Origin of the sequence: Stenotrophomonas sp. A3_2, from assembly GCF_036624925.1 — a bacterium.
Taxonomy (GTDB): Bacteria; Pseudomonadota; Gammaproteobacteria; order Xanthomonadales; family Xanthomonadaceae; genus Stenotrophomonas; species Stenotrophomonas hibiscicola.
Genome location: NZ_JAZKVY010000339.1, coordinates 46342 through 68855 on the forward strand (window position 1 = coordinate 46342; position 22514 = coordinate 68855).

General features: G+C 67.2%; 17 protein-coding genes and 3 tRNA genes. 11 read left to right on the forward strand and 9 right to left on the reverse strand.

What is annotated here, in order from left to right; all coding sequences use genetic code 11:
* Nucleotides 1-87: 87 nt before the first annotated feature.
* Nucleotides 88-576 carry a bacterioferritin gene (gene bfr / locus R5H29_RS17035; RefSeq protein ID WP_005408763.1) on the forward strand — a complete coding sequence of 163 codons (489 nt, stop codon included), beginning with the start codon at nucleotides 88-90 and terminating at the stop codon, nucleotides 574-576.
* Between the two features lie 330 nt (nucleotides 577-906).
* Here bfr and parC read toward each other — a convergent pair whose 3' ends face one another.
* On the reverse strand, nucleotides 907-3150 hold the full coding sequence (gene parC, locus R5H29_RS17040; protein WP_021204132.1) for a DNA topoisomerase IV subunit A: 2244 nt from the start codon (nucleotides 3148-3150) through the stop codon (nucleotides 907-909).
* 59 nt (nucleotides 3151-3209) lie between these two features.
* The gene (locus R5H29_RS17045; RefSeq protein WP_026346921.1) at nucleotides 3210-4091 is read right to left on the reverse strand and encodes an AraC family transcriptional regulator; all 882 of its coding nucleotides are present in this window, start codon (nucleotides 4089-4091) and stop codon (nucleotides 3210-3212) included.
* Nucleotides 4092-4263: 172 nt separating this feature from the next.
* On the opposite strand from R5H29_RS17045, the gene emrR reads away from it, so the two are divergent.
* The 4 genes from emrR to emrB are packed head-to-tail and all read left to right on the forward strand — an operon-like array spanning nucleotide 4264 to nucleotide 8987.
* Entirely contained in the window at nucleotides 4264-4707 is a 444-nt protein-coding gene (emrR, locus tag R5H29_RS17050) for a multidrug efflux system transcriptional regulator EmrR (RefSeq protein WP_019659100.1), read from the forward strand.
* Nucleotides 4704-6197 (forward strand): multidrug efflux transporter outer membrane subunit EmrC, encoded by a 1494-nt coding sequence (gene emrC / locus R5H29_RS17055; RefSeq protein ID WP_019659099.1) that lies wholly within the window; start codon nucleotides 4704-4706, stop codon nucleotides 6195-6197. Before emrR ends, emrC begins: the two co-directional genes overlap by 4 nt.
* An 11-nt stretch (nucleotides 6198-6208) precedes the next feature.
* Nucleotides 6209-7390, forward strand: a complete 1182-nt coding sequence (gene emrA / locus R5H29_RS17060) for a multidrug efflux MFS transporter periplasmic adaptor subunit EmrA (protein WP_021204129.1) — start codon at nucleotides 6209-6211, stop codon at nucleotides 7388-7390.
* 7 nt (nucleotides 7391-7397) lie between these two features.
* Entirely contained in the window at nucleotides 7398-8987 is a 1590-nt protein-coding gene (gene emrB, locus R5H29_RS17065; RefSeq protein ID WP_332329525.1) for a multidrug efflux MFS transporter permease subunit EmrB, read from the forward strand.
* Nucleotides 8988-9122: 135 nt separating this feature from the next.
* On the opposite strand, the gene R5H29_RS17070 is transcribed toward emrB, so the two are convergent.
* Nucleotides 9123-9207 (reverse strand) — tRNA-Leu (locus R5H29_RS17070).
* A gap of 50 nt (nucleotides 9208-9257) precedes the next feature.
* Nucleotides 9258-10157 carry a LysR family transcriptional regulator gene (locus tag R5H29_RS17075; RefSeq protein WP_332329526.1) on the reverse strand — a complete coding sequence of 300 codons (900 nt, stop codon included), beginning with the start codon at nucleotides 10155-10157 and terminating at the stop codon, nucleotides 9258-9260.
* Nucleotides 10158-10256: 99 nt separating this feature from the next.
* Between R5H29_RS17075 and R5H29_RS17080 the strand changes: the two genes are divergently transcribed.
* A complete protein-coding gene (locus R5H29_RS17080; RefSeq protein WP_087803314.1) occupies nucleotides 10257-11003 on the forward strand; it encodes a sulfite exporter TauE/SafE family protein in 747 nt (248 codons plus the stop codon).
* 56 nt (nucleotides 11004-11059) lie between these two features.
* On the opposite strand, the gene R5H29_RS17085 is transcribed toward R5H29_RS17080, so the two are convergent.
* A tRNA-Leu gene (locus R5H29_RS17085) sits at nucleotides 11060-11144 on the reverse strand.
* A 203-nt stretch (nucleotides 11145-11347) separates the two neighbouring features.
* Nucleotides 11348-11432, reverse strand: a tRNA-Leu gene (locus R5H29_RS17090).
* A 128-nt stretch (nucleotides 11433-11560) separates the two neighbouring features.
* On the opposite strand from R5H29_RS17090, the gene rnr reads away from it, so the two are divergent.
* The 3 genes from rnr (at nucleotide 11561) to rlmB (ending at nucleotide 15436) form a co-directional block, all read left to right on the forward strand.
* Nucleotides 11561-14020, forward strand: coding sequence for a ribonuclease R (gene rnr / locus R5H29_RS17095; RefSeq protein ID WP_332329527.1), 2460 nt, complete (start codon nucleotides 11561-11563; stop codon nucleotides 14018-14020).
* An 84-nt stretch (nucleotides 14021-14104) separates the two neighbouring features.
* On the forward strand, nucleotides 14105-14599 hold the full coding sequence (locus R5H29_RS17100) for a GFA family protein (RefSeq protein WP_019659092.1): 495 nt from the start codon (nucleotides 14105-14107) through the stop codon (nucleotides 14597-14599).
* A gap of 93 nt (nucleotides 14600-14692) precedes the next feature.
* Complete coding sequence (rlmB, locus tag R5H29_RS17105) at nucleotides 14693-15436, forward strand: 23S rRNA (guanosine(2251)-2'-O)-methyltransferase RlmB (protein ID WP_019659091.1); 744 nt, start codon at nucleotides 14693-14695, stop codon at nucleotides 15434-15436.
* A gap of 82 nt (nucleotides 15437-15518) precedes the next feature.
* Here rlmB and R5H29_RS17110 read toward each other — a convergent pair whose 3' ends face one another.
* From R5H29_RS17110 to R5H29_RS17120, 3 genes are read right to left on the reverse strand one after another with little or no spacing between them, the layout of a single operon-like run.
* Nucleotides 15519-16958: an efflux transporter outer membrane subunit gene (locus R5H29_RS17110; RefSeq protein ID WP_332329528.1), complete on the reverse strand. Its 1440-nt coding sequence runs from the start codon at nucleotides 16956-16958 to the stop codon at nucleotides 15519-15521.
* A complete protein-coding gene (locus tag R5H29_RS17115; protein WP_058979460.1) occupies nucleotides 16955-18913 on the reverse strand; it encodes a MacB family efflux pump subunit in 1959 nt (652 codons plus the stop codon). The genes R5H29_RS17110 and R5H29_RS17115 overlap by 4 nt, the downstream gene beginning before the upstream one ends.
* Nucleotides 18910-20154, reverse strand: coding sequence for an efflux RND transporter periplasmic adaptor subunit (locus R5H29_RS17120; protein ID WP_111102053.1), 1245 nt, complete (start codon nucleotides 20152-20154; stop codon nucleotides 18910-18912). The genes R5H29_RS17115 and R5H29_RS17120 overlap by 4 nt, the downstream gene beginning before the upstream one ends.
* 204 nt (nucleotides 20155-20358) lie before the next feature.
* On the opposite strand from R5H29_RS17120, the gene R5H29_RS17125 reads away from it, so the two are divergent.
* On the forward strand, nucleotides 20359-21087 hold the full coding sequence (locus R5H29_RS17125; protein WP_019659087.1) for a response regulator: 729 nt from the start codon (nucleotides 20359-20361) through the stop codon (nucleotides 21085-21087).
* Between the two features lie 6 nt (nucleotides 21088-21093).
* Nucleotides 21094-22503 carry an ATP-binding protein gene (locus R5H29_RS17130; protein WP_021204122.1) on the forward strand — a complete coding sequence of 470 codons (1410 nt, stop codon included), beginning with the start codon at nucleotides 21094-21096 and terminating at the stop codon, nucleotides 22501-22503.
* Nucleotides 22504-22514: the final 11 nt, after the last annotated feature.

The following is a 22514-nucleotide window of genomic DNA, read 5'->3' on the forward strand; positions in this document are numbered from 1 at the left end:
CCGCAGGCGCAACTGCGACTGATTCCGATTAGATCACCGTACTTTGAAATGCGGCACCCTATGCCGCATCGATTCACAGGAGACCCCATGAAAGGCAACCCGGACGTCATCGCCTGCCTGAAAGAACTGCTGCGCGGCGAGCTCGCTGCCCGCGACCAGTACTTCATCCATTCCCGCCGCTACGAGGACCAGGGCCTGTTCGCGCTGTACGAACGCCTGAACCACGAGATGGAAGAGGAAACCCAGCATGCCGATGCGCTGCTCCGCCGGATCCTGTTCCTGGGGGGCGACCCGGACATGCGCCCGCATGCCACCGAGCCGGGCAAGACCGTGGAGGAGATGCTGCAGAAGGATCTCGACACTGAATACGCGGTTCGGAACAATCTCGCCGCCGGCATGAAGCTATGCGAGGAGAAGGGCGATTACGTGAGCCGCGACATCCTGCTGGCGCAGCTGAAGGACACCGAGGAAGACCACGCCTGGTGGCTGGAGCAGCAGCTGGGCCTGATCAAGCGCATCGGCCTGGAGCTGTACCAGCTGAGCAAGATCGACGGCAACGGCGCCCCGGCGCACTGACCGGCACCGCTTTTTGTAGAGTCGAGCCAATGCTCGGCTGCCTTCCGGTAGAGCCGACCGCTGGTCGGCCGCTTTTCGGTAAAGCAGCCGACTAACAGTCGGCTCTACCAAGAGCAAAGAGCAGCCGACCAGCAATCGGCTCTACCAGAAGCACGGCGTTCTGTCGCCCGCCAGCACCGGAGCATCGCCAGCCAGCCTTCGCCAGCGAGCTGCTCCACCGCCCGCCAGCCGACAACGAAAAAGCCGGGGAATGCCCGGCCTTTTCGTGTCTGATCCCCGGCGAGGCGTGTCAACAAAGGTTGACACCCGCCAGGGGCAGGGCCCCAGCTCTCACTCCACCGACAGCCCTTCCACCTTCTGCCAGCCGCGCGGCAGCAGGTGGCCGCGGGTGGCGCGGGCGCCGAGATAGGCGTCGAGCTCGTTGAACTTCAGGCCCATGGTGCGCTGGCCGCTGCGCACCTGCAGGGTCTGCCCCGGGCTGATCGCCACGATGGCGACCACGCGTTCGGTGGCGAGCTTGGCCTTCGGGATCTCGATGATCTTGTTGCCCTTGCCCTTGTCCAGTTCCGGCAGGTCGTTGGCGGCGATCGCCAACAGGTTGCCCGAACTGGTCACCGCCACGATGCGGTCGGTGGCGACGTTGGCGACCACCGACGGGGTCAGCACCGACGAGCCGGCCGACAGGTTCAGCATCGCCTTGCCGGCCTTGTTGCGGCCGATCAGGTTCTCGAAGCGGGTGACGAAGCCATAGCCGTGGCTGGAGGCCAGCACGAAGCGGGTGTCCGGCTCGGCGCTGGCCAGGGTCACGAAGCTGGTGCCCGGTGCCGGCGAGAAGCGGCCGGTCAGCGGTTCGCCATTGCCACGCGCGGAGGGCAGGGTGTGCACCGGCGTCGAGTAGGCGCGGCCTTCGCTGTCGAGGAACGCGACCTGCTGGGTGCTGCGAGCGCGCACCGCGCCCTGCAGCCCGTCGCCTTCACGGTACGACAGTGCGGATGCATCGACGTCGTGGCCCTTGGCGGCGCGGATCCAGCCCTTCTCCGACAGCACCACGGTCATCGGTTCGCTCGGCACCAGCTCGGTCTCGTCGATGGCCTGCGCCGCCTGGCGCTGCACCAGCGGCGAACGGCGTGCGTCGCCGAACTTCCTGGCATCGGCGGTCAGTTCATCGCGGATCAGCTTCTTCAGCTTGGCCTTGCTGTCCAGGATGCCGAGGATCTTCTCGCGCTCCTTGGCCAGTTCATCCTGCTCGCCGCGGATCTTCATTTCCTCCAGGCGGGCCAGCTGCTTCAGCTTGGTTTCCAGGATGTACTCGGCCTGTTCCTCGGACAGGCCGAAGCGCGCGATCAGCGCGGCCTTCGGCTCGTCTTCGGTACGGATGATGTGGATCACCTCGTCCAGGTTGAGGAAGGCGACCAGCAGGCCTTCCAGCAGGTGCAGGCGACGCTCGACCTTCTGCAGGCGGTGCTGCAGGCGGCGGGTGACGGTGTTGCTGCGGAAGGTCAGCCATTCGCTGAGCAGCATCTTCAGGTTCTTCACCTGCGGACGGCCGTCCAGCCCGATCACGTTGAGGTTGACGCGGTAGCTGCGCTCCAGGTCCGTGGTGGCGAACAGGTGGCCCATCAACTGGTCGGCGTCGACGCGGTTGGAACGCGGCACCAGCACCACGCGCACCGGATTGGCGTGGTCGGATTCATCACGGATGTCCTCCAGCCACGGCAGCTTCTTGGCGCGCATCTGCGCGGCGATCTGCTCGATCACCTTCGACGGCGACACCTGGAACGGCAGCGCCGTGATCACGATGTTGCTGGCTTCCTTGGTGAAGGTCGCGCGTGCACGCACGCTGCCGTTGCCAGTCTCGTAGATGTTGCGCAGGTCATTGGCCGCGGTGATGATCTCGGCGCTGGACGGGTAGTCCGGGCCCTGCACGTGTTCGCACAGGTCGCGCACGGTGGCGTCGGGGTTGTCCAGCAGGTGCAGCAGCGCACTGACGATCTCGTTGAGATTGTGCGGCGGCACGTCGGTGGCCATGCCCACGGCGATGCCGGTGGTGCCGTTGAGCAGCAGGTGCGGGAGCCGCGCCGGCATCCAGGTCGGTTCCTGCAGGGTGCCGTCGAAGTTCGGTGCCCAGTCGGTGGTGCCCTGGCCCAGTTCGCCCAGCAGCACTTCGGCGATCGGGGTCAGCTTGGATTCGGTGTAACGCATCGCCGCGAACGACTTGGGGTCGTCGCTGGAGCCGAAGTTGCCCTGGCCCTCGATCAGCGGGTAGCGGTACGAGAACGGCTGTGCCATCAGCACCAGCGCTTCGTAGCACGCGCTGTCGCCGTGCGGGTGGTACTTACCGATGACGTCGCCGACGGTGCGCGCGGACTTCTTCGGCTTGGACGCGGCATTCAGGCCCAGCTCGCTCATCGAATAGATGATGCGGCGCTGCACCGGCTTCAGGCCGTCGCCGATGAACGGCAGGGCGCGGTCCAGGACCACGTACATCGAGTAGTCGAGGTAGGCGCGTTCGGCGTACTCGCGCAGCGGCAGTTGTTCGAATCCGTGGAACACGGGACGGGCAAGTTCGGTCATGCGGCGTTGTTACCTATGTCGGGAGGCGGCGACGGCGGTCGCCGCTCGCAATCCTGTGATTATCCGGATGCGGCGGGGGATGCCAAGCCGCGTGCAGGGTCCAGCCCGGTTTCCAGGCCATGCCCGGCCCGCGCCAGGTAGCGCCCAGGCGGCAACCCGAAGTGACGGCGGAACACGGTGACGAACGCGCTGGCGCTGCTGAAGCCCAGTGCGTGGGCGATGTCGGCCACGCTGCGGCCCTCGGTCAACTGGCGCAACGCCTCGGACAGGCGGGCCTGTTGCCGCCACTGGGCGAAGCTGAGCGTGGTCTCGTCGCGGAAGTGACGGGTCAGGCTGCGCGGCGACAGGCCGGCCCAGTGGGCCCATTCGGCCAGGCTGCGCTCGTCGGACGGGTCGGCCAGCAGCTGCGAGGCGATCTTCAGCAGGCGCCGGTCGTGGGGCATCGGCAGATGCATGCGCTGACGCGGCGCGGTGCGGATCTCGTCCAGCAGCACCTCGATGATGTGCTGGCGCTCGGGCGTGGTGTCATAGCCCAGCGGCCATTCGCAGATGCGCTCGGCCAGCGCCTGCGCCAGCTTGGACAGGCCCAGCACGCAGGGGTCGGCGGGCAGGGTGGCACAGGCGGGTGCGGCCAGCGCCATGCCCCAGCCACGCAGCGGCCCGTCGAGGGTGACCGTGTGCGGCTCCAGCGGCGGCATCCAGCCGGCCGAACCCGGCGCCAGCGACCAGGTGCCGTGCGAGGTGCGGGTGGTCAGCAGGCCACGCTCCACGTAGATCAGTTGCGCGCGCTGGTGATGGTGCCAGTCCACCTCACGGACCAGTCCCTGCGGGCTGTCGAAGCGGTAGGCGACCACCGATGGGCCGTCGTTGCGCTCGAACCAGTCCAGCGCGTCGTCGCGCAGCAGGCGCTTGGGAGGGGGGATTTCTGCCTTGTTCATCATATCCGCTGGCTGAAATGTGTCATCCATTGGCTGAATTGTACTACCGGGCCAGCTGACCAGGTCATTAAGGTAGGCGCCTTCACCGATCCAGCCCATTGCTGCAACACAGCATTCGATGCCAGATCGAATATTTCCATTGAGAAATATTTTTTTTGGAAGAGAATGCTCCCCCATGATCTGTCCTGCAACCACTCCCCCCAGCTTCGGCCTGCTGCTGCGCCAGGTGCGCGACGGGCTGGTCCGCCAACTCGACGCGTCCATGGCGGAAGAAGACCTGGGCATCGGCTTCACCCACTACATCGGGCTGAAGGTGCTTTCCAACATGGCGCCGTGCACCGCCAACGAACTGGCCCAGGCCATCGACCAGGTGCCCAGCGCCGTGACCCGGCTGCTGGACAAGCTGGAGGCACTGGGCTGCGTCCGTCGCCAACCGCATGCCCAGGACCGTCGTGCGCTGCAGATCGTGCTGACCGATGAAGGCCGCGCGTTGTGGGCGCGGCTGAAGCTGCGCGGCGACGCGGTGATGGATTACGCCCTGCGTGATCTCTCAACCGACGAGCGCACGCTGCTGCTGTCCCTCCTTACCCGAATCCGCGATTCCTTGACGACCCCATGAACCCGATCCCGCATTTCACTTTCCGCCGGTCCGGGCGCACGCTGCTGGTGTCAGCGCTGGCCCTGGCCCTGGCCGCCTGTGCCAGCAGTCGTGGCCTCAATCCGCAGGGCCACGTGCTGGATGTGGACAGCCTGCACAGCGAACGCACCCTGGCCGACACCGACCTGAGCGCCACCGGCTTCCCGGCGCAGGACTGGTGGAAGGCGCTGGGCGATGCGCAGCTGGACGCGCTGGTCGCCGAGGGCCTGGCTGGCCACCCGAGCCTGGACGCCGCCGACGCGCGCCTGCGCCAGGCCCAGGCCCAGGTCGGCACTGCGCGTGCCGACGAACTGCCGAGCCTGTCGGTGTCTGGTGGCTACACCGGCCTGCGCCTGCCTGAGTCGATGGCAGGCAGCGAGATCGGTGGCCATTACGCCGGCAGCAGCCAGGTCGCCTTCGACTTCAGCTACGGCGTGGACCTGTGGGGCGGCAAGCGCGCCGCCTGGGAAGCCGCCGTGGACGGTGCGCACGCCGCCACCGTTGAAGCGCAGGCCGCCCGCCTGAACCTGTCCACTGGCATCACCCAGGCCTATGCCGACCTGGCCTACGCGTGGCAGCTCAACGACGTGGCCGAGGAAGAGCTGAGCCGTTCGCAGAAGTCACTTGAGCTGACCCGCCAGCGCCGCCGCGCCGGCATCGACAGTGATCTGCAGGTGCGCCAGGCCGAGGCCCGCGTGCCGGCCGCGCAGCAGCAGGTGCAGGCCGCCCAGCAGCGTATCGACGCCGCCCGCACCGCACTGGCCGCGCTGGTCGGCAAGGGCCCGGACCGTGGCCTGTCGATCCAGCGCCCGCAGCCGTTGAACCCGGTGGCGCTGCAGCTGCCTGGGGTGCTGCCCAGCGAGCTGCTGGGCCGTCGCCCCGACATCGTGGCCGCACGCTGGCGCGTTGAAGCGGCCGACAAGCAGATCAAGGTCGCGAAGACGAAGTTCTACCCGAGCTTCAACCTGACCGCGCTGGCCGGCGTGGTCGCCCCGAATGTGAGCGACCTGCTGAAGAGCAGTTCCACCTTCGCCTACATCGGCCCTGCGCTGAGCCTGCCGATCTTCGAAGGCGGCAAGCTGCGCGCCAACCTGGCCAATACCGATGCGCAGTACGACCTGGCGGTGGCCAACTACAACCAGACCGTGCTCGATGCGCTGCGTGATGTGGCCGACCAGGTCAACGCGGTGCGCTCGCTGGCACAGCAGGCGCAGTCGCAGCAGCAGGCGGTGGACACCGCACGCGCTGCCTTCGACCTGGCCCAGCAGCGCTACCGCGCCGGCATCGGCAGCTACCTGGACGTGCTGACCGCGCAGTCCACCCTGCTGCAGTCGCAGCAGCAGCTGGCCGGCCTGCAGTCGCAGCAGGTGCAGTCCTCGGTGCGCCTGAGCAAGGCGCTGGGCGGTGGTTTCCAGCCCACTGACGCCGACCGCGCACCGATCGCCTCCCATTCCGATTCCTCGCATTCCTGAAGATCTCCGACATGAGCCAGACCCAAGACACCGCGGCCCCGGCCGCCCCCAACCGCCGCGGCAACCTGCTGCGCGGCCTGTTCGTGATCGTCGTGCTGCTGCTTGCCGCTCTGGCGCTGTGGTACTTCATGTTCGGCCGTTGGTTCGAAGAGACCGACGATGCCTACGTGCAGGGCAACCAGGTGCAGATCACCCCGCTGGTGGCCGGCACCGTGGTCGCCATCAATGCCGATGACGGCATGCGCGTGGAGCGCGGCCAGCTGCTGGTGCAGCTGGACCCGTCCGACACCGCAGTGGCGCTGCAGCAGGCCGAAGCCAACCTGGCCAAGACCGTGCGCCAGACCCGCGGCCTGTACCGCAGCGTGGAAGGCGCGCAGGCGGACCTGAACGCCCGCCAGGTGACCCTGAAGCGCGTGCGCGAAGACTACGCCCGCCGCAAGGACCTGGCCGCCACCGGCGCCATCTCCAACGAAGAACTGGCCCACGCCCGCGACGAGCTGGCCGCGGCCGAAGCGGCCGTGGCCGGTTCGCGCGAGACCGTCGAGCGCAACCGCGCGCTGGTCGACGACACCGTGATCGCCACCCAGCCGGACGTGCAGGCCGCCGCCGCACAGCTGCGCCAGGCCTTCCTCAACAACGCCCGCGCCGGCATTGTCGCGCCGGTCTCCGGCTACGTCGCCCGTCGTTCGGTGCAGGTCGGCCAGCGCGTGCAGCCGGGCAATGCCCTGATGGCCGTGGTGCCGACCGAACAGATGTGGGTCGAGGCCAACTTCAAGGAAACCCAGCTGCGCCACATGCGCCTGGGCCAGGAAGTGGAGCTGAAGTCGGACCTGTACGCCGGCGACGTGAAGTACAAGGGCCGCATCCAGAGCCTGGGCCTGGGCACCGGCTCGGCGTTCTCGCTGCTGCCGGCGCAGAACGCCAGTGGCAACTGGATCAAGATCGTGCAGCGCGTGCCGGTGCGCATCGCCATCGATGCCAAGCAGCTGGCCGAACACCCGCTGCGCATCGGCCTGTCGATGAAGGCTGAAGTGAGCCTGCGCGACCAGAAGGGCGAAGTGCTGCCGAGCACTCCGGCCAAGGGCACGGTGTTCGACACCGACGTGTATGCCAAGCAGCTGCATGATGCCGACGAGGTGATCCACACGATCATCCAGGGCAACCTGCCGCAGCAGCAGGCGAAGGTGGGCTGAGGTCGCCATGTCCGCACAAGCTCCAGCCGCGCCCGGCGCTCCGGGCGCACCGGCGGCGCCAGGTGCGGCCTCCGGGTTCCTGCCGCCCAGCGTCGCACTGTGCACTGTCGGCCTGGCGATGGCCTCGTTCATGCAGGTGCTCGACACCACCATCGCCAACGTCTCGCTGCCGACCATCGCGGGCAATCTCGGCGCCAGTTCGCAGCAGGCGACCTGGGTCATCACCTCGTTCGCGGTCAGCACGGCCATCGCGCTGCCGCTGACCGGCTGGCTCAGCCGCCGCTTCGGCGAACGCAAGCTGTTCGTCTGGGCCACGCTGGCCTTCGTCATCACCTCGCTGCTGTGCGGCCTGGCGCAGAGCATGGGCATGTTGGTCGTGTCGCGTGCACTGCAGGGCTTCGTGGCCGGCCCGATGTACCCGATCACGCAGTCGCTGCTGGTTTCGATCTACCCGCGCGAGAAACGTGGGCAGGCATTGGCGCTGCTGGCGATGATCACGGTGGTCGCGCCGATCTGCGGGCCGATCCTCGGTGGCTGGATCACCGACAACTACAGCTGGGAGTGGATCTTCCTGATCAACGTGCCGCTGGGCATCTTCGCTGCCTTGGTGGTGGGCAACCAGCTGAAGGGGCGGCCGGAGCAGATCGAGAAGCCGAAGATGGACTACGTCGGCCTGATTACCCTCGTGATCGGCGTCGGTGCGCTGCAGCTGGTGCTCGACCTGGGCAACGACGAGGACTGGTTCGCGTCGATGAAGATCGTGGTGCTGGCCTGCGTGGCCGTGGTGACGCTGACGGTGTTCCTGATCTGGGAGCTGACCGACAAGGATCCGATTGTCGACCTGAAGCTGTTCCGGCACCGCAACTTCCGCGCCGGCACGCTGGCGATGGTGGTGGCCTACGCGGCGTTCTTCAGCGTGGCGCTGCTGATCCCGCAGTGGTTGCAGCGTGACATGGGCTACACCGCGATCTGGGCGGGCCTGGCAACGGCGCCAATCGGCATCCTGCCGGTGATCATGACCCCGTTCGTGGGCAAGTATGCATCGCGCTTCGACATGCGCATGCTGGCCACGATCGCCTTCATCGTGCTGTCGATGACCAGTTTCCTGCGCTCGAACTTCAACCTGCAGGTGGACTACATGCATGTGGCCGGCGTACAGCTGATCATGGGCATCGGCGTCGCGCTGTTCTTCATGCCGGTGCTGCAGATCCTGCTGTCGGACCTGGATGGGCGCGAGATCGCGGCGGGCTCCGGCCTGGCCACGTTCCTGCGTACGCTGGGCGGCAGCTTCGCGGCGTCGCTGACGACGTGGCTGTGGGCGCGGCGCACCCAGGTGCACCATGCCGACCTGACCGAGCATATCTCGGCCTATCAGCCGGGCATGCAGGACCAGGTCACGGCGATGGGGCAGGGCGACCTGCAGCACGGCGCAGCGGTACTGAACAACATGATCAACCACCAGGCATCGCAGATGGGCTTCAACGACATCTTCTTCCTGCTGGGCTGGATCTTCCTGGCGATCATTACGTTCCTGTGGCTGGCCAAGCCGCCATTCGGCGCAGGCGCAGGTGCGGCGTCCGCGGGCGGTGGGCATTGATCGACCATTGGCGTTGAAACGCACAAAACCCCGCCGTAAGGCGGGGTTTCTGTCTGGTGGATCCACGTCATCGCGTGCCACCCAGCCTCCGGAAACGAAAAAACCCGCTTTCGCGGGTTTGATCATCTTGAGTCGTGGTGCCCAGGAGAGGACTCGAACCTCCACGGTTTTACCCGCTAGTACCTGAAACTAGTGCGTCTACCAATTCCGCCACCTGGGCGACTCAGGAAATGAATTGTGCGGCACGGCAGAGAGTGTGTCAACAACATTTCACACTATTTTCTGCGCTTGCACGCCCAGGTGGTGCAGCAGGCTGCGCATCGCCGGTGACAGCTGCGCCCACTCGGCGAAACAGGCGCACAGGCGGCGCTGTGCCCACGCATCTGCAAGCGGTACGGCAACGGTATGCGTGCTGCGCCGGTGCTGGCGGGCGATGGTCCGCGGCACGATGCCGATACCAATGTCGTGGCCGACCATGATGCACACCCCTTCGAAGGTCTTCATGCGGATGCGCACGTCCAGGCGCCGCCCGATGTCGCGCGCCTGGTCTTCGATGTAGGCCTGCAGTGCATTGCCGTCGGCCAGCGCGACGAAGGTCTCGCCGGCAACATCGGCGAAGGCCAGGCTGCGCCGCGATGCGAGGCGATGGTCTGCGGGCAGCAGCATCACCAGTGGATCTTCGGCGACCACGTGCTGCTGCAGGCCGGCAGCGTCGACCGCATCACTGATGATGCCGGCCTCGGCCTGGCCAGCGTTGATCGCACGCACGACTTCGGGGCTGGTGCGCTCCAGCAGTTCCACGTGCAGGCGCGGGCGTTCGGCCAGCCACGGTGCCAGCCGCGAAGGCAGGTAGTTGGTCAGTGCTGCGGTGTTGGCATACAGATGCAGTGTGCCGCGCGCGCCGTGCGCGAACGCCTGCAGTTCACCGCGTAGCTGCGCCTGCTGCTGCAGGATCAATCGTGCATGGTGGGCCAGGGCGGCGCCGGCTTCGGTCAGGCTGACGCCGCGGGGGTGCCGGTTCAACAACGCGGTGCCGGCATCGGCTTCGATCGTGCGCAGGCGTTCGCTGGCCGACGCCAGTGCCAGGTTTGCCTGCGCTGCGCCGGCCGTGATGCTGCCCGCCTCGGCAATCGCCAGGAACAGGCGCAGGTCGGCGATATCCATCCGCATGTGATGCCCTCATCGCAACGGCTGCGCCTTCGGATCAGCCGAAGGCAAGGCCGGAAACACCGCATTGTGCGCCGAGCGGCCGGCCGATCCAATGAAGGCATGAATGAATCGATGTACTTCTACGTGCTGCTGGTGGTGGTGTTCGTGCTGGCCGGTGTGGTCAAGGGTGTGACTGGGATGGGGTTGCCGACGGTGGCGATGGGGCTGCTGGGCAGCACGCTGTCGCCGGTGTCGGCGGCGTCGATGCTGTTCATTCCCACCTTCGTCACCAATGCGTGGCAGCTGTTGTCCGGGCCATCACTGGACCGCATCGTGCGGCGCCTGTGGCCGATGATGCTGGCCGTGGTGGTGGTGACGCTGGGCTCGGCGGCGCTGCTGGTGCGGGTCGATCGCACTTGGTCGCGCGTTGCGCTGGGCGTGGCATTGGTGGTCTATGCCGCCTATGCGTTGCTTGCGCCGGTGTTCCGCGTGCAGCAGCGGCGCGAGCGTTGGCTGGGGCCGCTGGTGGGGGCGTTGTCGGGCGTGGTGACCGGCGCCACCGGCGTGTTCGTGATGCCGGCGGTGCCATACCTGCAGTCGCTGGGGTTGCAGCGCGAGGAGCTGGTGCAGGCGCTGGGGCTGGCGTTCACGGTGTCAACGATTTCGCTGACCGCCGGCCTGGTGCTGCACGGCGCATTCGGCATCCAGCAGCTGGGGCTGAGTGCGCTGGCGGTGCTGCCGGCATTGCTGGGCATGTGGCTGGGGCAGGTGATCCGGCAGCGCATCAGTGCGCGGGTGTTCCGGGGCTGCTTCCTGGGTTTCCTGCTGTTGCTCGGGCTGGAGCTGGTGTTGCGGCCGCTGCTCTGATGCCGGATTCCGGGCATGAAAAAACCCGCTCTCGCGGGTTTTTCTCATTCTCGACGTGGTGCCCAGGAGAGGACTCGAACCTCCACGGTTTTACCCGCTAGTACCTGAAACTAGTGCGTCTACCAATTCCGCCACCTGGGCGTCGAGGAGCGAGATTATGGGGCGTTGTTATGGGGGTGTCAACACTTTTTCTCGATCCGGTGTCGGACCCCGTTTCGCGTGCGGAGCGGGCTCTGACCCCATCTCAATCGCTTGGGTCGGAGCCCTTTCTTCGGAAAGGAATTCGACCCCGCTGCTGGATTGCAGGCAAAAAAAATCCCCGCCGAAGCGAGGAGTTTTTTCGTTGGTGCCCAGGAGAGGACTCGAACCTCCACGGTTTTACCCGCTAGTACCTGAAACTAGTGCGTCTACCAATTCCGCCACCTGGGCGTTCCAGAGGCGCAATTGTGAAGATGAATCCGCAGGCTGTCAACGACTTCCTGAATATTTTTCACGCAAGGCCTTCAAGACGGCCACTGACCCGTTCTGCACGCCGTCAACGGCTACCATGTAGGGCGATGACTACCAAAAAACCAAGCAAGGGCGGGAGCACCTCCCGCAGCCAGGCCCCGAAGAAGGGCGCCAAGGCGGGCACGGCCCGCGCCACCACGCCGGGCAAGCCGTTGCCGGGCTGGTTCCCCGAATTGAATGAAGGCGGCGCACCGCCGCGTGGCCGCAAGGTCCGCAGCAGCGACGCACCGGGCCCGGCGCCGGGCCGCAAGTTGCCGCCGACCGGCAAGGTGATCGACGATCCCTATGCCGCCCGCGAAGCCGAGAAGTACGAACAGCCCATCGCCAGCCGCGAAGCCATCCTGGCCCTGCTGGAGCGTTGCGAAGGGCCGCAGACGGCAGAGGAGCTGGGCGCGCGCCTGGGGCTGACCGCACCGGACCGGGCCGAGGCGCTGTCGCGCCGGCTCGGTGCCATGGTCCGTGATGGCCAGCTGGTGCAGAACCGCCGTGGCGGTTTCGCCCCGATCCAGACCCTGAACCTGGTCACCGGCGTGGTGATCGCCAACCCGGAAGGATTTGGCTTCCTGCGCCCGGTCGAGGGTGGCGACGACCTGTTCCTGCCACCGTATGAAATGCGCAAGGTCATGCATGGTGACAAGGTGCTGGCCCGTGTGACCGGCATCGACCACCGTGGCCGCCGCGAGGGCAGCATCGCCCGCGTGCTTGAGCGCGGCATGACCCGCCTGATCGGCCGTTTCAGTGTCGAATTGGGCATCAACTACGTGGTGCCCGATGACAAGCGCGTGCAGCGCAACGTACAGGTGCCGCCGGACCAGATCGGTGGCGCGCGCGACGGCCAGCTGGTGGTCTGCGAACTGACCCAGGCGCCGGATAGCCGCCGTCCGCCGATCGGCCGCATCATTGCCGTGCTCGGCGACAAGCTGACCGCCTCGCTGGTGGTGGAGACCGCCATCCACGGCCATGAACTGCCGTTCGAATTCCCGCAGGAAGTGCTGGACGAAGCGGCGTCGGTGCCGCTGGTGGTCGAACCGGCGATGATCGGCGACCGCGTCGATCTGCGCAGCATGCCGCTGGTCACCATCGACGGTGAAGATGCCAAGGACTTCGACGACGCGGTGTACTGCGAGCCGAACGTCGATGGCTTCCGGCTGGTGGTGGCGATTGCCGATGTCTCCAACTACGTCCGGCCCGGCACGCCACTGGATGAAGAAGCGCAGAAGCGCGCCACCTCGGTGTACTTCCCGGGCTTCGTGGTGCCGATGCTGCCGGAGACGCTGTCCAACGGTATCTGTTCGCTGATGCCGAAGGTCGACCGCATGTGCTTCGTCTGCGACATGCAGATCGACCGCGACGGCCTGGTCACGCATTCGCGCTTCTACGAAGCGGTGATGAACTCGCATGCGCGCCTGACCTACACCCAGGTGTGGAAGGCGGTGGGCGAGGACGATGCCGATACCAAGGCCTGGATGGGCGACCTGCTGCCGCAGGTGCAGCGCCTGCACCAGCTGTACAAGGTGCTGTCCAAGGCACGCGCCAAGCGCGGTGCCATCGAATTCGAAAGCAGTGAAGTGCGCTTCGTGCTGGACAACCGTGGTGAAGTGACCCAGGCCGGCATGCTGGTGCGCAACGACGCGCACAAGCTGATCGAGGAGTGCATGATCGCGGCCAACGTCGAGGCGGCGAAGTACCTGCTGTCGCGCCATGTGCCGGCCCCGTACCGCATCCACGAGAAGCCGCCGGAAACCAAGTACGCCGACCTGCTCGAATTCCTCAAGGAGTTCAAGCTGAGCCTGCCGCCGTGGTCGAAGGTGCGCCCGGGCGATTACACCAAGCTGCTGAAGAAGATCCGCGACCGCCCCGATGCCACGCTGCTGGAATCGGTGCTGCTGCGCAGCCAGAGCCTGGCCATCTACAGCCCGGAAAACCACGGTCATTTCGGCCTGGCACTGGAGGCGTACGCGCACTTCACCTCGCCGATCCGCCGTTACCCCGACCTGCTGGTACACCGCGCGATCAAGCACGCGTTGTCCGGCAAGCCGCTGGACAAGTTCACCTACAACGCGCGCGAAATGGCTGCGCTGGCGCTGCAGTGTTCCGAGCGTGAGCGCCGTGCCGACGAGGCCGAGCGCGAGGTCGACGAGCGTTACCGCGCGGCGTGGATGGAAAAGCACGTGGGCGGCCAGTTCGACGGCGTGATCAGCGGCGTGACCAGCTTCGGCCTGTTCGTGGAGCTGGATGAGTCGAAGGTGCAGGGCCTGGTGCACGTGACCCAGCTGCCGCAGGACTATTACAAGTTCGACGCGACCCGCAAGACGTTGACCGGCGAGCGCCGCGGCGGCAGCTACCGGTTGGGCGACCGCGTGCGCATCCTGGTGCTGAAGGCCAGCATGGAAGAGCGCAAGATCGACTTCCGCCTGGTCGAGCACAAGGGTGAGGACGAGGGCGATGGCCTGCCGCCGCTGCCGGAGCGTGGCAAGCCGGCCAAGCGTACGAAAAAGCAGTATTGAGAGACGTGTCGACCAACGGTCGGCACCCCACGTTACTGGTAGGTGCCAACCGTTGGTTGGCGCGACGCTTTGGAGGAACGCACCATGCAGGGCCAACCCGAATACAGCGGCGGCTGCCAGTGCGGCGCGATCCGCTTCCAGGCCCGTGGCGAGCTGACCCACAGCTCGATCTGCCACTGCCGCATGTGCCAGAAGGCCTTTGGTGCGTACTACGCGCCCTTGGTGTCGGTGCGGGGCGTGCAGTTCAGCTGGACCCGCGGCCAGCCGCGCTATTTCCAGTCCTCCAACGTGGTGCGGCGCGGGTTTTGCGCCGACTGCGGCACGCCGTTGACCTACGAAGCGCCCGATGGCGTGGCGGTGGCTGCCGGTGCGTTTGACGAACCCGAACGCCTGCCGCCGACGATCCAGTACGGAGTCGAGCGCAAGCTGCCCTTCGTCGACAGCCTGGCCAGCCTGCCGGCGCGACGTACCGAGGAAGACATCGCCGCGCTGGATTTCCTGGCCACGATCGTGTCCCACCAGCACCCCGACCACGACACCCCGCACTGGCCGCCGCGCAGCCGTTCAGCCGGGGGATGAACGGCCGGTAGCGCCGGGCCATGCCCGGCGAGCGCGAAGCGCGGCCGTCGCCGATGCTCTACCATAGCCACCCCCTTTCCGGTCCCCGCCCGCATGAGCAAGAACAGCCAGTGGATTGTCGGCGTCAACGCCGTCGCCTCCTCCATCGAGAACGACGCCGAGAACGTCCGCGAAGTGCTGGTCGAGGCCGGTGCGAAGAACCCGCGCCTGACCGAGATCGAGGAAAACGCCCGCCGCAAGGGCATCGACGTGCGCAAGGTGAACAGCCAGGCGCTGGACGGTGTCGGCGGTTCGGTACGCCACCAGGGCGTGGCCGCGCGCTATGCCGCCGCCCGCACTTACAGCGAGAACGAGCTGGAAGGCCTGGTCACCGCAGCCGAGGGCAAGGCCCTGCTGCTGGTGCTGGACGAAGTGCAGGACCCGCACAACCTTGGCGCCTGCCTGCGCTCGGCCGCTGCGGCCGGTGCAACCGCAGTGATCATCCCCAAGGACAAGTCGGCCACGGTGAACGCGACCGTACGCAAGACTTCGGCCGGTGCCGCCGATCTGATCCCGGTGGTGGCGGTGACCAACCTGTCGCGCTGCCTGAAGGACCTGCAGAGGCAGGGCGTGTGGATCTATGGCCTGGCCGGCGAAGCCACCGCTTCGCTGTACCAGCTGGACCTGAAGGGCAACATCGCCCTGGTGCTGGGGGGCGAGGCCGATGGCCTGCGCCGCCTGACCCGCGAGAACTGCGATGGTCTGGTCAAGATCCCGATGCCGGGTGAGATCGAGAGCCTGAATGTCTCCGTCGCCGCCGGCGTCAGCCTGTTCGAGGCCGTGCGCCAGCGCGGCTGATCTGTAGAGCCGAGCCCACGCTCGGCGATCGCATACCCGATCAAGGAAGCAGCCGAGCATGGGCTCGGCTCCACAGTAGCCGCTACCCCGCGCTGCCGCCCAGCGCCTTGAACAGGGTCACATCGTTGTTCAGCTGGCCCTGCCGCGCGCGCGCCAGTGACAGCTCGGCATCGCGCCGGGTCTGCTGCGCTTCCAGCCAGGTGCGCAGGTCGGTCGCGCCCACGCGGTAACGCACTTCCTGCGCGCGTTCCACTTCCACCGCTTCGTCATACGACGCCTGCGAGGCCGCCACCTGCCGCGCCAGCTGCTCGCGTGCCGACAGCGCGTTGTCCACTTCCGAGAGCGCGGTGTACAGCGTCTTGCGGAAGTTGGCCGCGGCGATCTGGTAGGCGGTGCCGGCGATGTCGGTATCCAGCTGCGCGCGCTGCAGGTTGAGGAACGGCAGTGACAGGCCCGCGCCCAGCGTGGCCACCGGATTGCGCAGCACATTGCCTAGCGAGGTGGCGCTGGAACCGATGCTGCCGGTCAGGCTCAACGCCGGGTAATACTGGGTTGCCGTGACCTTGATCGTCTTCAGGCTGTTGCGCAGGCGCAGCTCGGCCGCGCGCAGGTCGGGACGGCGGCCCAGCAAGTCGGCCGGCAACCCCTCGACGATGTCCGGGCTGCGTGCGCCCAGCAGGTCCTGCGGTTCGTCCTGCTGCGGCCAGGGCGTGCCATCCAGCAGTACGGTCAGTGCATTGCGCACTTCCACCCGCTGCTGTTCCAGCGCGCTCTGCGCCGAGCGCTGCGACTGCAGGTTCTGCAGCGCCTGGCGCACTTCCAGGCGCGATACCGCGCCGGCGTCGAAGCGGGCCTGCACCAGTTCGCGGGTACGTTCCAACCGCTCCAGGTTGGCCTGGCCGGTGGCGATGGACTGGTTGAGATAGGCCAGGTTCCAGTACTGGATGATGGTGTCGCCGATCACCAGCAGCGCGGTGTTCTGCCGGTCTTCCTCGCTGGCTTCGGCTTCCCAGCGGGCGATGTCGCGCTGGGTGCGCAGGCGCCCCCACAGGTCCACTTCCCAGCCCAGCGAGACGCCGGTGGAATAGCTGCGGCGCCAGTCATCGGCCTGGTCGGTGGCGCGGCTGGCACTGCCGCTGACGCCCGATGACGAAGGCTGCGGCCACAGCGCATTGCTGGCCAGGCCGGCCTGCAGGCGTGAACGCTGCACGGCCAGGCCGGCGGCGGCCAGATCGCTGTTGGCGGCCAGCGCCTGCGCCACCAGACGGTCGAGGCGTTCATCGCCGAAGCCGGTCCACCAGGTGTCCTGCCGGATGTCGCGGCCGGGTGTATCCAGGCTGCTGCGCGGGCCGTCGGCCGGTGCATTGAGGGTGGCATCGCCACGCCCATACTGCGCCGCCACGGCCGGGTCATGCACCGGATAGCGGCCGACGGAGGCGCAGCCGGACAGGGCGAGTACAACCGCACCGGCCGGCAGCAGGTGCCGGGGAGCGGGGAAGGGCAGTCGGATCATCTTCTTCATTCGCGGGCCAGGGCCTCCACCGGATCGAGTTGCGCGGCGTTGCGTGCGGGCAGGAAGCCGAACGCCACGCCGATCAAGGTCGAGCAGGCGAACGCGGCAACGATCGAGGCGGTGGAGAACAGCACCTGGAAATCGCTGGCGAAGCGGCCGATCATCGAGCCCAGCAGCAGCGCCAGGCCGATGCCGAGCACGCCGCCGAGCAGGCACACCAGCACCGCCTCGATCAGGAACTGCTGGCGGATATCACTCTGCCGTGCACCCACCGCCATGCGCACCCCGATCTCACGGGTGCGCTCGGTCACCGACACCAGCATGATGTTCATCACGCCGATGCCACCGACCAGCAGTGCGATGGCGGCGATGGCACCGATCAGCAGGGTCATCGTGCGCGTGGTCTGCTCGATGGTCTGGCGGATCTCCGCGCTGTTGCTGAGGAAGAAGTCCTCGGTGCCATGGCGCAGGGTCAGCAGGCGGGTGATTGCTTCCTGCGCCGCATCCATCGGTGTGTCGTCGTCCACGCGTACGGTGATGCTGGAGACGTGGCTCTGGCCGAGCATGCGCGACATCACCGTGGTGTACGGCACCCACACGCTGAGGCTGGTACTGCCACCGAAGCCGAAACTCTGGCGCTTGGCCACGCCGACCACGCGTGCCGGCACGTTGCCGAGCAGGATCACCTGTCCGACCGGGTCGACATCGGGGAAGAACTGGGCCTGGGTGTTCTCGTCGATCACCGCCACCTGGCCCAGGCCCTTGACTGCATCGGCATCGAAGAAGCTGCCGCTGAGCAGAGTCACGCCCTTGACCCGGAAGAACTGCTCGCCGACGCCGCTGACCTGGGCGGTCGACGACTGGTTGCGATAACGCGCGGTGACCGAGGTCGATACGCTGGGGGTGGCGCTGTCCACGTAGCTCTGCTTTGCCAGTGCATCGGCATCGCTGGCCTTGAGCGTCTGCACCCGGGCCGAGCGCATGTCGCCGAAACCACGGCCGGGATAGACGTCGATGGTGTTGGTGCCGAGCGCGCTGATGTTCTGCAGGATCTGCTGCTGCGAGCCGTTGCCCAGCGCCACCACCGACACTACCGAGGCGATGCCGATGATGATGCCGAGCATGGTCAGGAAGGTCCGCAGCCGATGGGCGTTCATCGCCAGCAGCGCCATGCGGAACGCTTCGGTGAAGCGGTCTCGGGCCGCCCGCCAGCTGTTGCCGTGGGCGGCCCCGGTACTGGCTTCGCGCTGCGCACGGTAGGCCGGCGCATTCGGGTTGGCGCGGTCGGCGATGATCTCGCCATCGCGGATCTCGATGATGCGCTGTGCGTGCTGGGCCACGCTCATGTCGTGGGTGACGATGATGATGGTGTGGCCTTCGGCATGCAGTTCGCCGAGGATCGCCATCACTTCCTCACCGGATTTCGTATCGAGCGCGCCTGTGGGTTCGTCGGCCAGGATCACCTCGCCGCCGTTCATCAGCGCGCGTGCGATCGACACGCGCTGCTGCTGGCCACCTGACAGCTGGCCGGGCTTGTGATGCATGCGGTCGCCCAGGCCCAGGCGTTGCAGCAGCTGCTCGGCACGCGCATTGCGCACTGCGCCCGGGCTGCCGGCGTACACCGCCGGCACTTCCACATTGCCGCGCGCGTCGAGGTCGCCGAGCAGGTGGTAGCGCTGGAAGATGAAACCGAAATGTTCGCGGCGCAGCTCGGCCAGTTCGTCCGGCGCCATCTTTCCGGTCTCGCGGCCGGCCACCTGGTAGCTGCCGCGGGTGGGGCGGTCGAGGCAGCCGAGGATGTTCATCAGTGTCGACTTGCCCGAGCCGGACTGGCCGACGATGGCCACCATCTCGCCAGCATGGATGTCGAGATTGACGTCGCGCAGCACGGCGATCACATCATCACCGGCCGGGAACTCGCGTCGCAGGTCGCGCAGGCGCAGCAGCGGCGCCGTCGTGCTCATCGGCGCGGCCCCATGCCCGGGCCGCCGACCCGCATCTGCATGCCGCCTCGGTTCCCGCCACCGGCACCGGCACCGGCGGCGCTGGCTTCGCCGACCACCACGCGCTCGCCTTCCTTCAACCCGGACAGGATCTCGGCGGAGGCGCCATTGTTGATGCCCACCGTGACCTTGCGCGGCTGCGGCTGGCCCTTGTCGTCCAGCACCCGCACCATGCGCTCGTCGCCACGGCGCTTCGGCCCCAGCGCCACCGCCGGCACCATCAGCACGCCCTTGGCCTGCTTGAGCAGTACCGAGACCTGCGCGGTCATGTCGATGCGCAACGTGCCGTCCGGATTCTCCACGTCGAACAGCGCGTTGTAGTAGACCGCGCTGCTGGAACTGGAACTGGACGAACTGCTGGAGCTGGAGGAGCTTTCGTTGGCGATCGAGGCCGGCGCCGGATTGATCTGGCGCAGCGTGGCGTGGTACTTGCGGTCCGGGTCACCCAGCGTGGTGAAGTACACCGGCATGCCGGGCTTGATCTTGACCACGTCGGCCTCGGAGATCTCGGCATTGACGGTGACCACGTCCAGCCGCGCCAGCATCACGATGGTCGGTGCGGTCTGGTTGGCGTTCACGGTGCGGCCTTCCTCCGCCACCACCGCCACCACGGTGCCGTCCATCGGCGCGGTGATGCGGGTGTAGGCCAGGTTGGCGCGGGCGGTGCCCAGTTCTGTTTCGCGGCCCTTGATCTGCGCCTCGTAGGACTGCAGCTGGGCACGGGCGGTCTTCAACTGCGCCTCGGCGGCATCATATTCCTGGCGCGAGGTGGCTTCGGCAGCCAGCATCTGCTGCTGCCGCGCGAATTCCAGTTCGGCCTGGCGCAGGGTGGCCTGCTGCACGGCGCGCTGCGCGGTGACCTGGTCCAGCGAGGCCTGCGCGTTGAGCACCTGGTTCTGCTGGGTGGTGGCATCGATCTCGGCGATCAGGTCGCCTTCCTTCACGGTGTCGCCCAGCTGTACCTTCAGCGACTTGATCTGGCCCGAGGCCTGGGCGCCGACGCTGACCAGCTTGTAGGCGTCGATCACACCGGTGGCCTCCACTGTCTGCTCGATGTCACCACGGCTGACGGGCGCGGTCGCCACCGCCGGGACGGCCGGCTTGCGCAGCAGCCACCAGGCGGCTGCAACGACGGCAAGGGCAAGCAGGGCGACCAGTATCAGGCGACCCCGGCGGGTCGCGGGCAGCAGGCGGAACGTCACGTCGTGGCTTCACTCTCGGGGCCGCGCGGGCGGCGTTGGCGGGCATTGTGAAGACCGGGCGACAGGCGGCTCAATCCTCGGGGTATGTCTCTATGTAACACTGTCGGCAAACAGGCGTAACCACAGGTATCCCGACCATCGGTGGATACACTGGTACGCATTGCCCCGGATGCGGTTCAGCTGCCGACACGGGATGATCGCGACATGGAGACTGAAAACACGATGCATCGACTGCTGATCGTCGACGACGACAATGACATCCGCACCCTGCTGGCCGAGCAGCTCGGCCGCGCCGGCTACCAGGTGAGCACGGCGGCTGATGGCACCGCCATGCGCCAGCTGCTGGACCGTGAGCACGTGGACCTGATCGTGCTCGACCTCAACCTGCCGCGTGAGGATGGCTTGACCCTGTGCCGCGACCTGCGCGCGCGCTCGAACACGCCGGTGATCATGCTGACGGCTCGTGCCGAGCCGATTGACCGCGTGCTGGGCCTGGAGATGGGCGCCGATGACTACCTGGCCAAGCCGTTCGAGCCGCGCGAGCTGCTGGCGCGCATCCGCAATGTGCTGCGCCGGACCGAGGCGCTGCCGGCCAACCTGGAGCCATTGGCGATTCGCCGTGCGCGCTTCTCGCGCTGGGTGTTCGACCTGGAACACCGCCATCTGGTTGACCCGGACAACCGCGTGGTGGTGCTGTCCGGCGCCGAGTTCCGGCTGCTGCGGGTGTTCATTGCCCATGCCAACAAAGTGCTGTCGCGCGAGCAGCTGGTCGCGCTCAGCAGCGGGCGCAATTACGAGGCACAGGACCGTGCCATCGATCTGCAGGTCAGCCGGCTGCGCAACAAGCTGGGCGACGACGGTGGCCCGGATGGGCTGATCAAGACCGTTCGCAACGAAGGCTATGTACTGGCCTCCTCGGTGAACCTGGAATAGGCCGCGATGAAACGCCTGCGCCATTTCCTGTCCTCGATGGTCGGGCGGTTGTTCGTGATCCTGCTGCTGGGCATGAGCGTGGCCGCGATCGGCGCGACCATGCTCGCCACCTCCAAGCGGCAGCAGGAGTTCGAGCGGCAGAACCTGAACCGCATCGCCGACCGCCTGCAGGGTTACGTCAACCTGCTGGACGGCAATCCGGAACTGCGCGAGCGCCTGCTCGAGATCGGTGGGCCCAGCGTCCGCGCCCTGCAACCCGGCGCGCGCCTGGGGCGGGCCGATACAGCTCTGATGGAAGTGCTGGATGACCGGCCAGGCCCGGTCGCACGCGCGCACGTGCACTTCGCTTCATTCCGCTCCTGCATCCCCAAGCTGCAGGAACTGCTGCCGCCGCCGCCGCCCGGGCATCGCAAGCACCCGCGCGAGCGTGATCCGGCGTTCATTCCGCCCAAGTGCCGCGCGGTGGACGTAACGCTCACCGATGGCACGCTGCTGAAGCTGGCGCTGGATTCGCCGGCGGTAGCGCACAACGGCATCCTCGCCGTTGACCCGTGGTTCCTGACCCTGCTGGTGTTGGCGATCGCGGTGCTGGCCTATATCGTCGCGCGCATTGCAAGCGCGCCGCTGCAGGAGTTGGCCGCTGCCGCCGAAGACCTGGGCGACGACCTGCAGCGCGATCCCTTGCCGCTGCGCGGGCCGCGCGAAGTGCAGCGCGCCGCCGAAGCCTTCAACGCCATGCAGCACCGGCTGCAGCGGCACCTGGCCGAGCGCACGCAGATGCTGGCAGCGATCACCCACGATCTGCAGACGCCGCTGACGCGGCTGCGGCTGCGGCTGGAGAATGTCAGCGACGAGGCCCTGCGTGAGCGCCTGATTGGCGATCTGGCCGCGATGCAGGCACTGGTGCGCGAGGGCCTGGAGCTGGCCCGCAGTGCCGAGAGTGCCGAGCAGCGTGCAGCACTGGACCTGGATTCGCTGCTGGAGAGCATTGTCGAGGACACCGCCGAAGGCGGCGCCGATGTGGTCTTCGAAGGCGGCAGCGGGGCGGTGCTGATGCTGCGCCCGCTGGCCATGCACCGCCTGTTCTCCAACCTGGTGGACAATGCGGTGATGTATGCGCAACGGGCGCGGGTACGGGTCGAGCGCAGTGGGGGTGCGATCACCGTGGTGGTGGCCGATGATGGCCCGGGCCTGGCCGAGGAGCAGCTGGAGGCGGTGTTTGATCCCTTCGTGCGGGTGGAAACCTCGCGTTCGCGCCAGACCGGCGGGGCCGGGCTGGGCTTGACCATCGCCCGCGCCCTGGCCGAGAAGGATGGGGCGCGGCTGTGGCTGCGCAACCGTGCCGAAGGCGGGCTGGAGGCGGTGGTGCAGTGGCCGGCCAGCGCCCAGGTGACGCCGCCGGGGCGCGCCGGCTGAGCCTTCGCAGC

Excerpts from the sequence above, each read along its gene's own strand:
- emrR (WP_019659100.1), top strand. The coding sequence starts at position 4,264 with ATGATCTGTCCTGCAACCACTCCCCCCAGCTTCGGCCTGCTGCTGCGC.
- R5H29_RS17075 (WP_332329526.1), bottom strand. The coding sequence starts at position 10,157 with ATGCGGATGGATATCGCCGACCTGCGCCTGTTCCTGGCGATTGCCGAG.
- rnr (WP_332329527.1), top strand. The coding sequence starts at position 11,561 with ATGACTACCAAAAAACCAAGCAAGGGCGGGAGCACCTCCCGCAGCCAG.
- R5H29_RS17115 (WP_058979460.1), bottom strand. The coding sequence starts at position 18,913 with ATGAGCACGACGGCGCCGCTGCTGCGCCTGCGCGACCTGCGACGCGAG.
- R5H29_RS17130 (WP_021204122.1), top strand. The coding sequence starts at position 21,094 with ATGAAACGCCTGCGCCATTTCCTGTCCTCGATGGTCGGGCGGTTGTTC.
- R5H29_RS17125 (WP_019659087.1), top strand. The coding sequence starts at position 20,359 with ATGGAGACTGAAAACACGATGCATCGACTGCTGATCGTCGACGACGAC.
- R5H29_RS17110 (WP_332329528.1), bottom strand. The coding sequence starts at position 16,958 with ATGAAGAAGATGATCCGACTGCCCTTCCCCGCTCCCCGGCACCTGCTG.
- R5H29_RS17045 (WP_026346921.1), bottom strand. The coding sequence starts at position 4,091 with ATGATGAACAAGGCAGAAATCCCCCCTCCCAAGCGCCTGCTGCGCGAC.
- R5H29_RS17100 (WP_019659092.1), top strand. The coding sequence starts at position 14,105 with ATGCAGGGCCAACCCGAATACAGCGGCGGCTGCCAGTGCGGCGCGATC.
- emrC (WP_019659099.1), top strand. The coding sequence starts at position 4,704 with ATGAACCCGATCCCGCATTTCACTTTCCGCCGGTCCGGGCGCACGCTG.
- emrA (WP_021204129.1), top strand. The coding sequence starts at position 6,209 with ATGAGCCAGACCCAAGACACCGCGGCCCCGGCCGCCCCCAACCGCCGC.
- R5H29_RS17080 (WP_087803314.1), top strand. The coding sequence starts at position 10,257 with ATGAATGAATCGATGTACTTCTACGTGCTGCTGGTGGTGGTGTTCGTG.
- bfr (WP_005408763.1), top strand. The coding sequence starts at position 88 with ATGAAAGGCAACCCGGACGTCATCGCCTGCCTGAAAGAACTGCTGCGC.
- rlmB (WP_019659091.1), top strand. The coding sequence starts at position 14,693 with ATGAGCAAGAACAGCCAGTGGATTGTCGGCGTCAACGCCGTCGCCTCC.
- parC (WP_021204132.1), bottom strand. The coding sequence starts at position 3,150 with ATGACCGAACTTGCCCGTCCCGTGTTCCACGGATTCGAACAACTGCCG.
- emrB (WP_332329525.1), top strand. The coding sequence starts at position 7,398 with ATGTCCGCACAAGCTCCAGCCGCGCCCGGCGCTCCGGGCGCACCGGCG.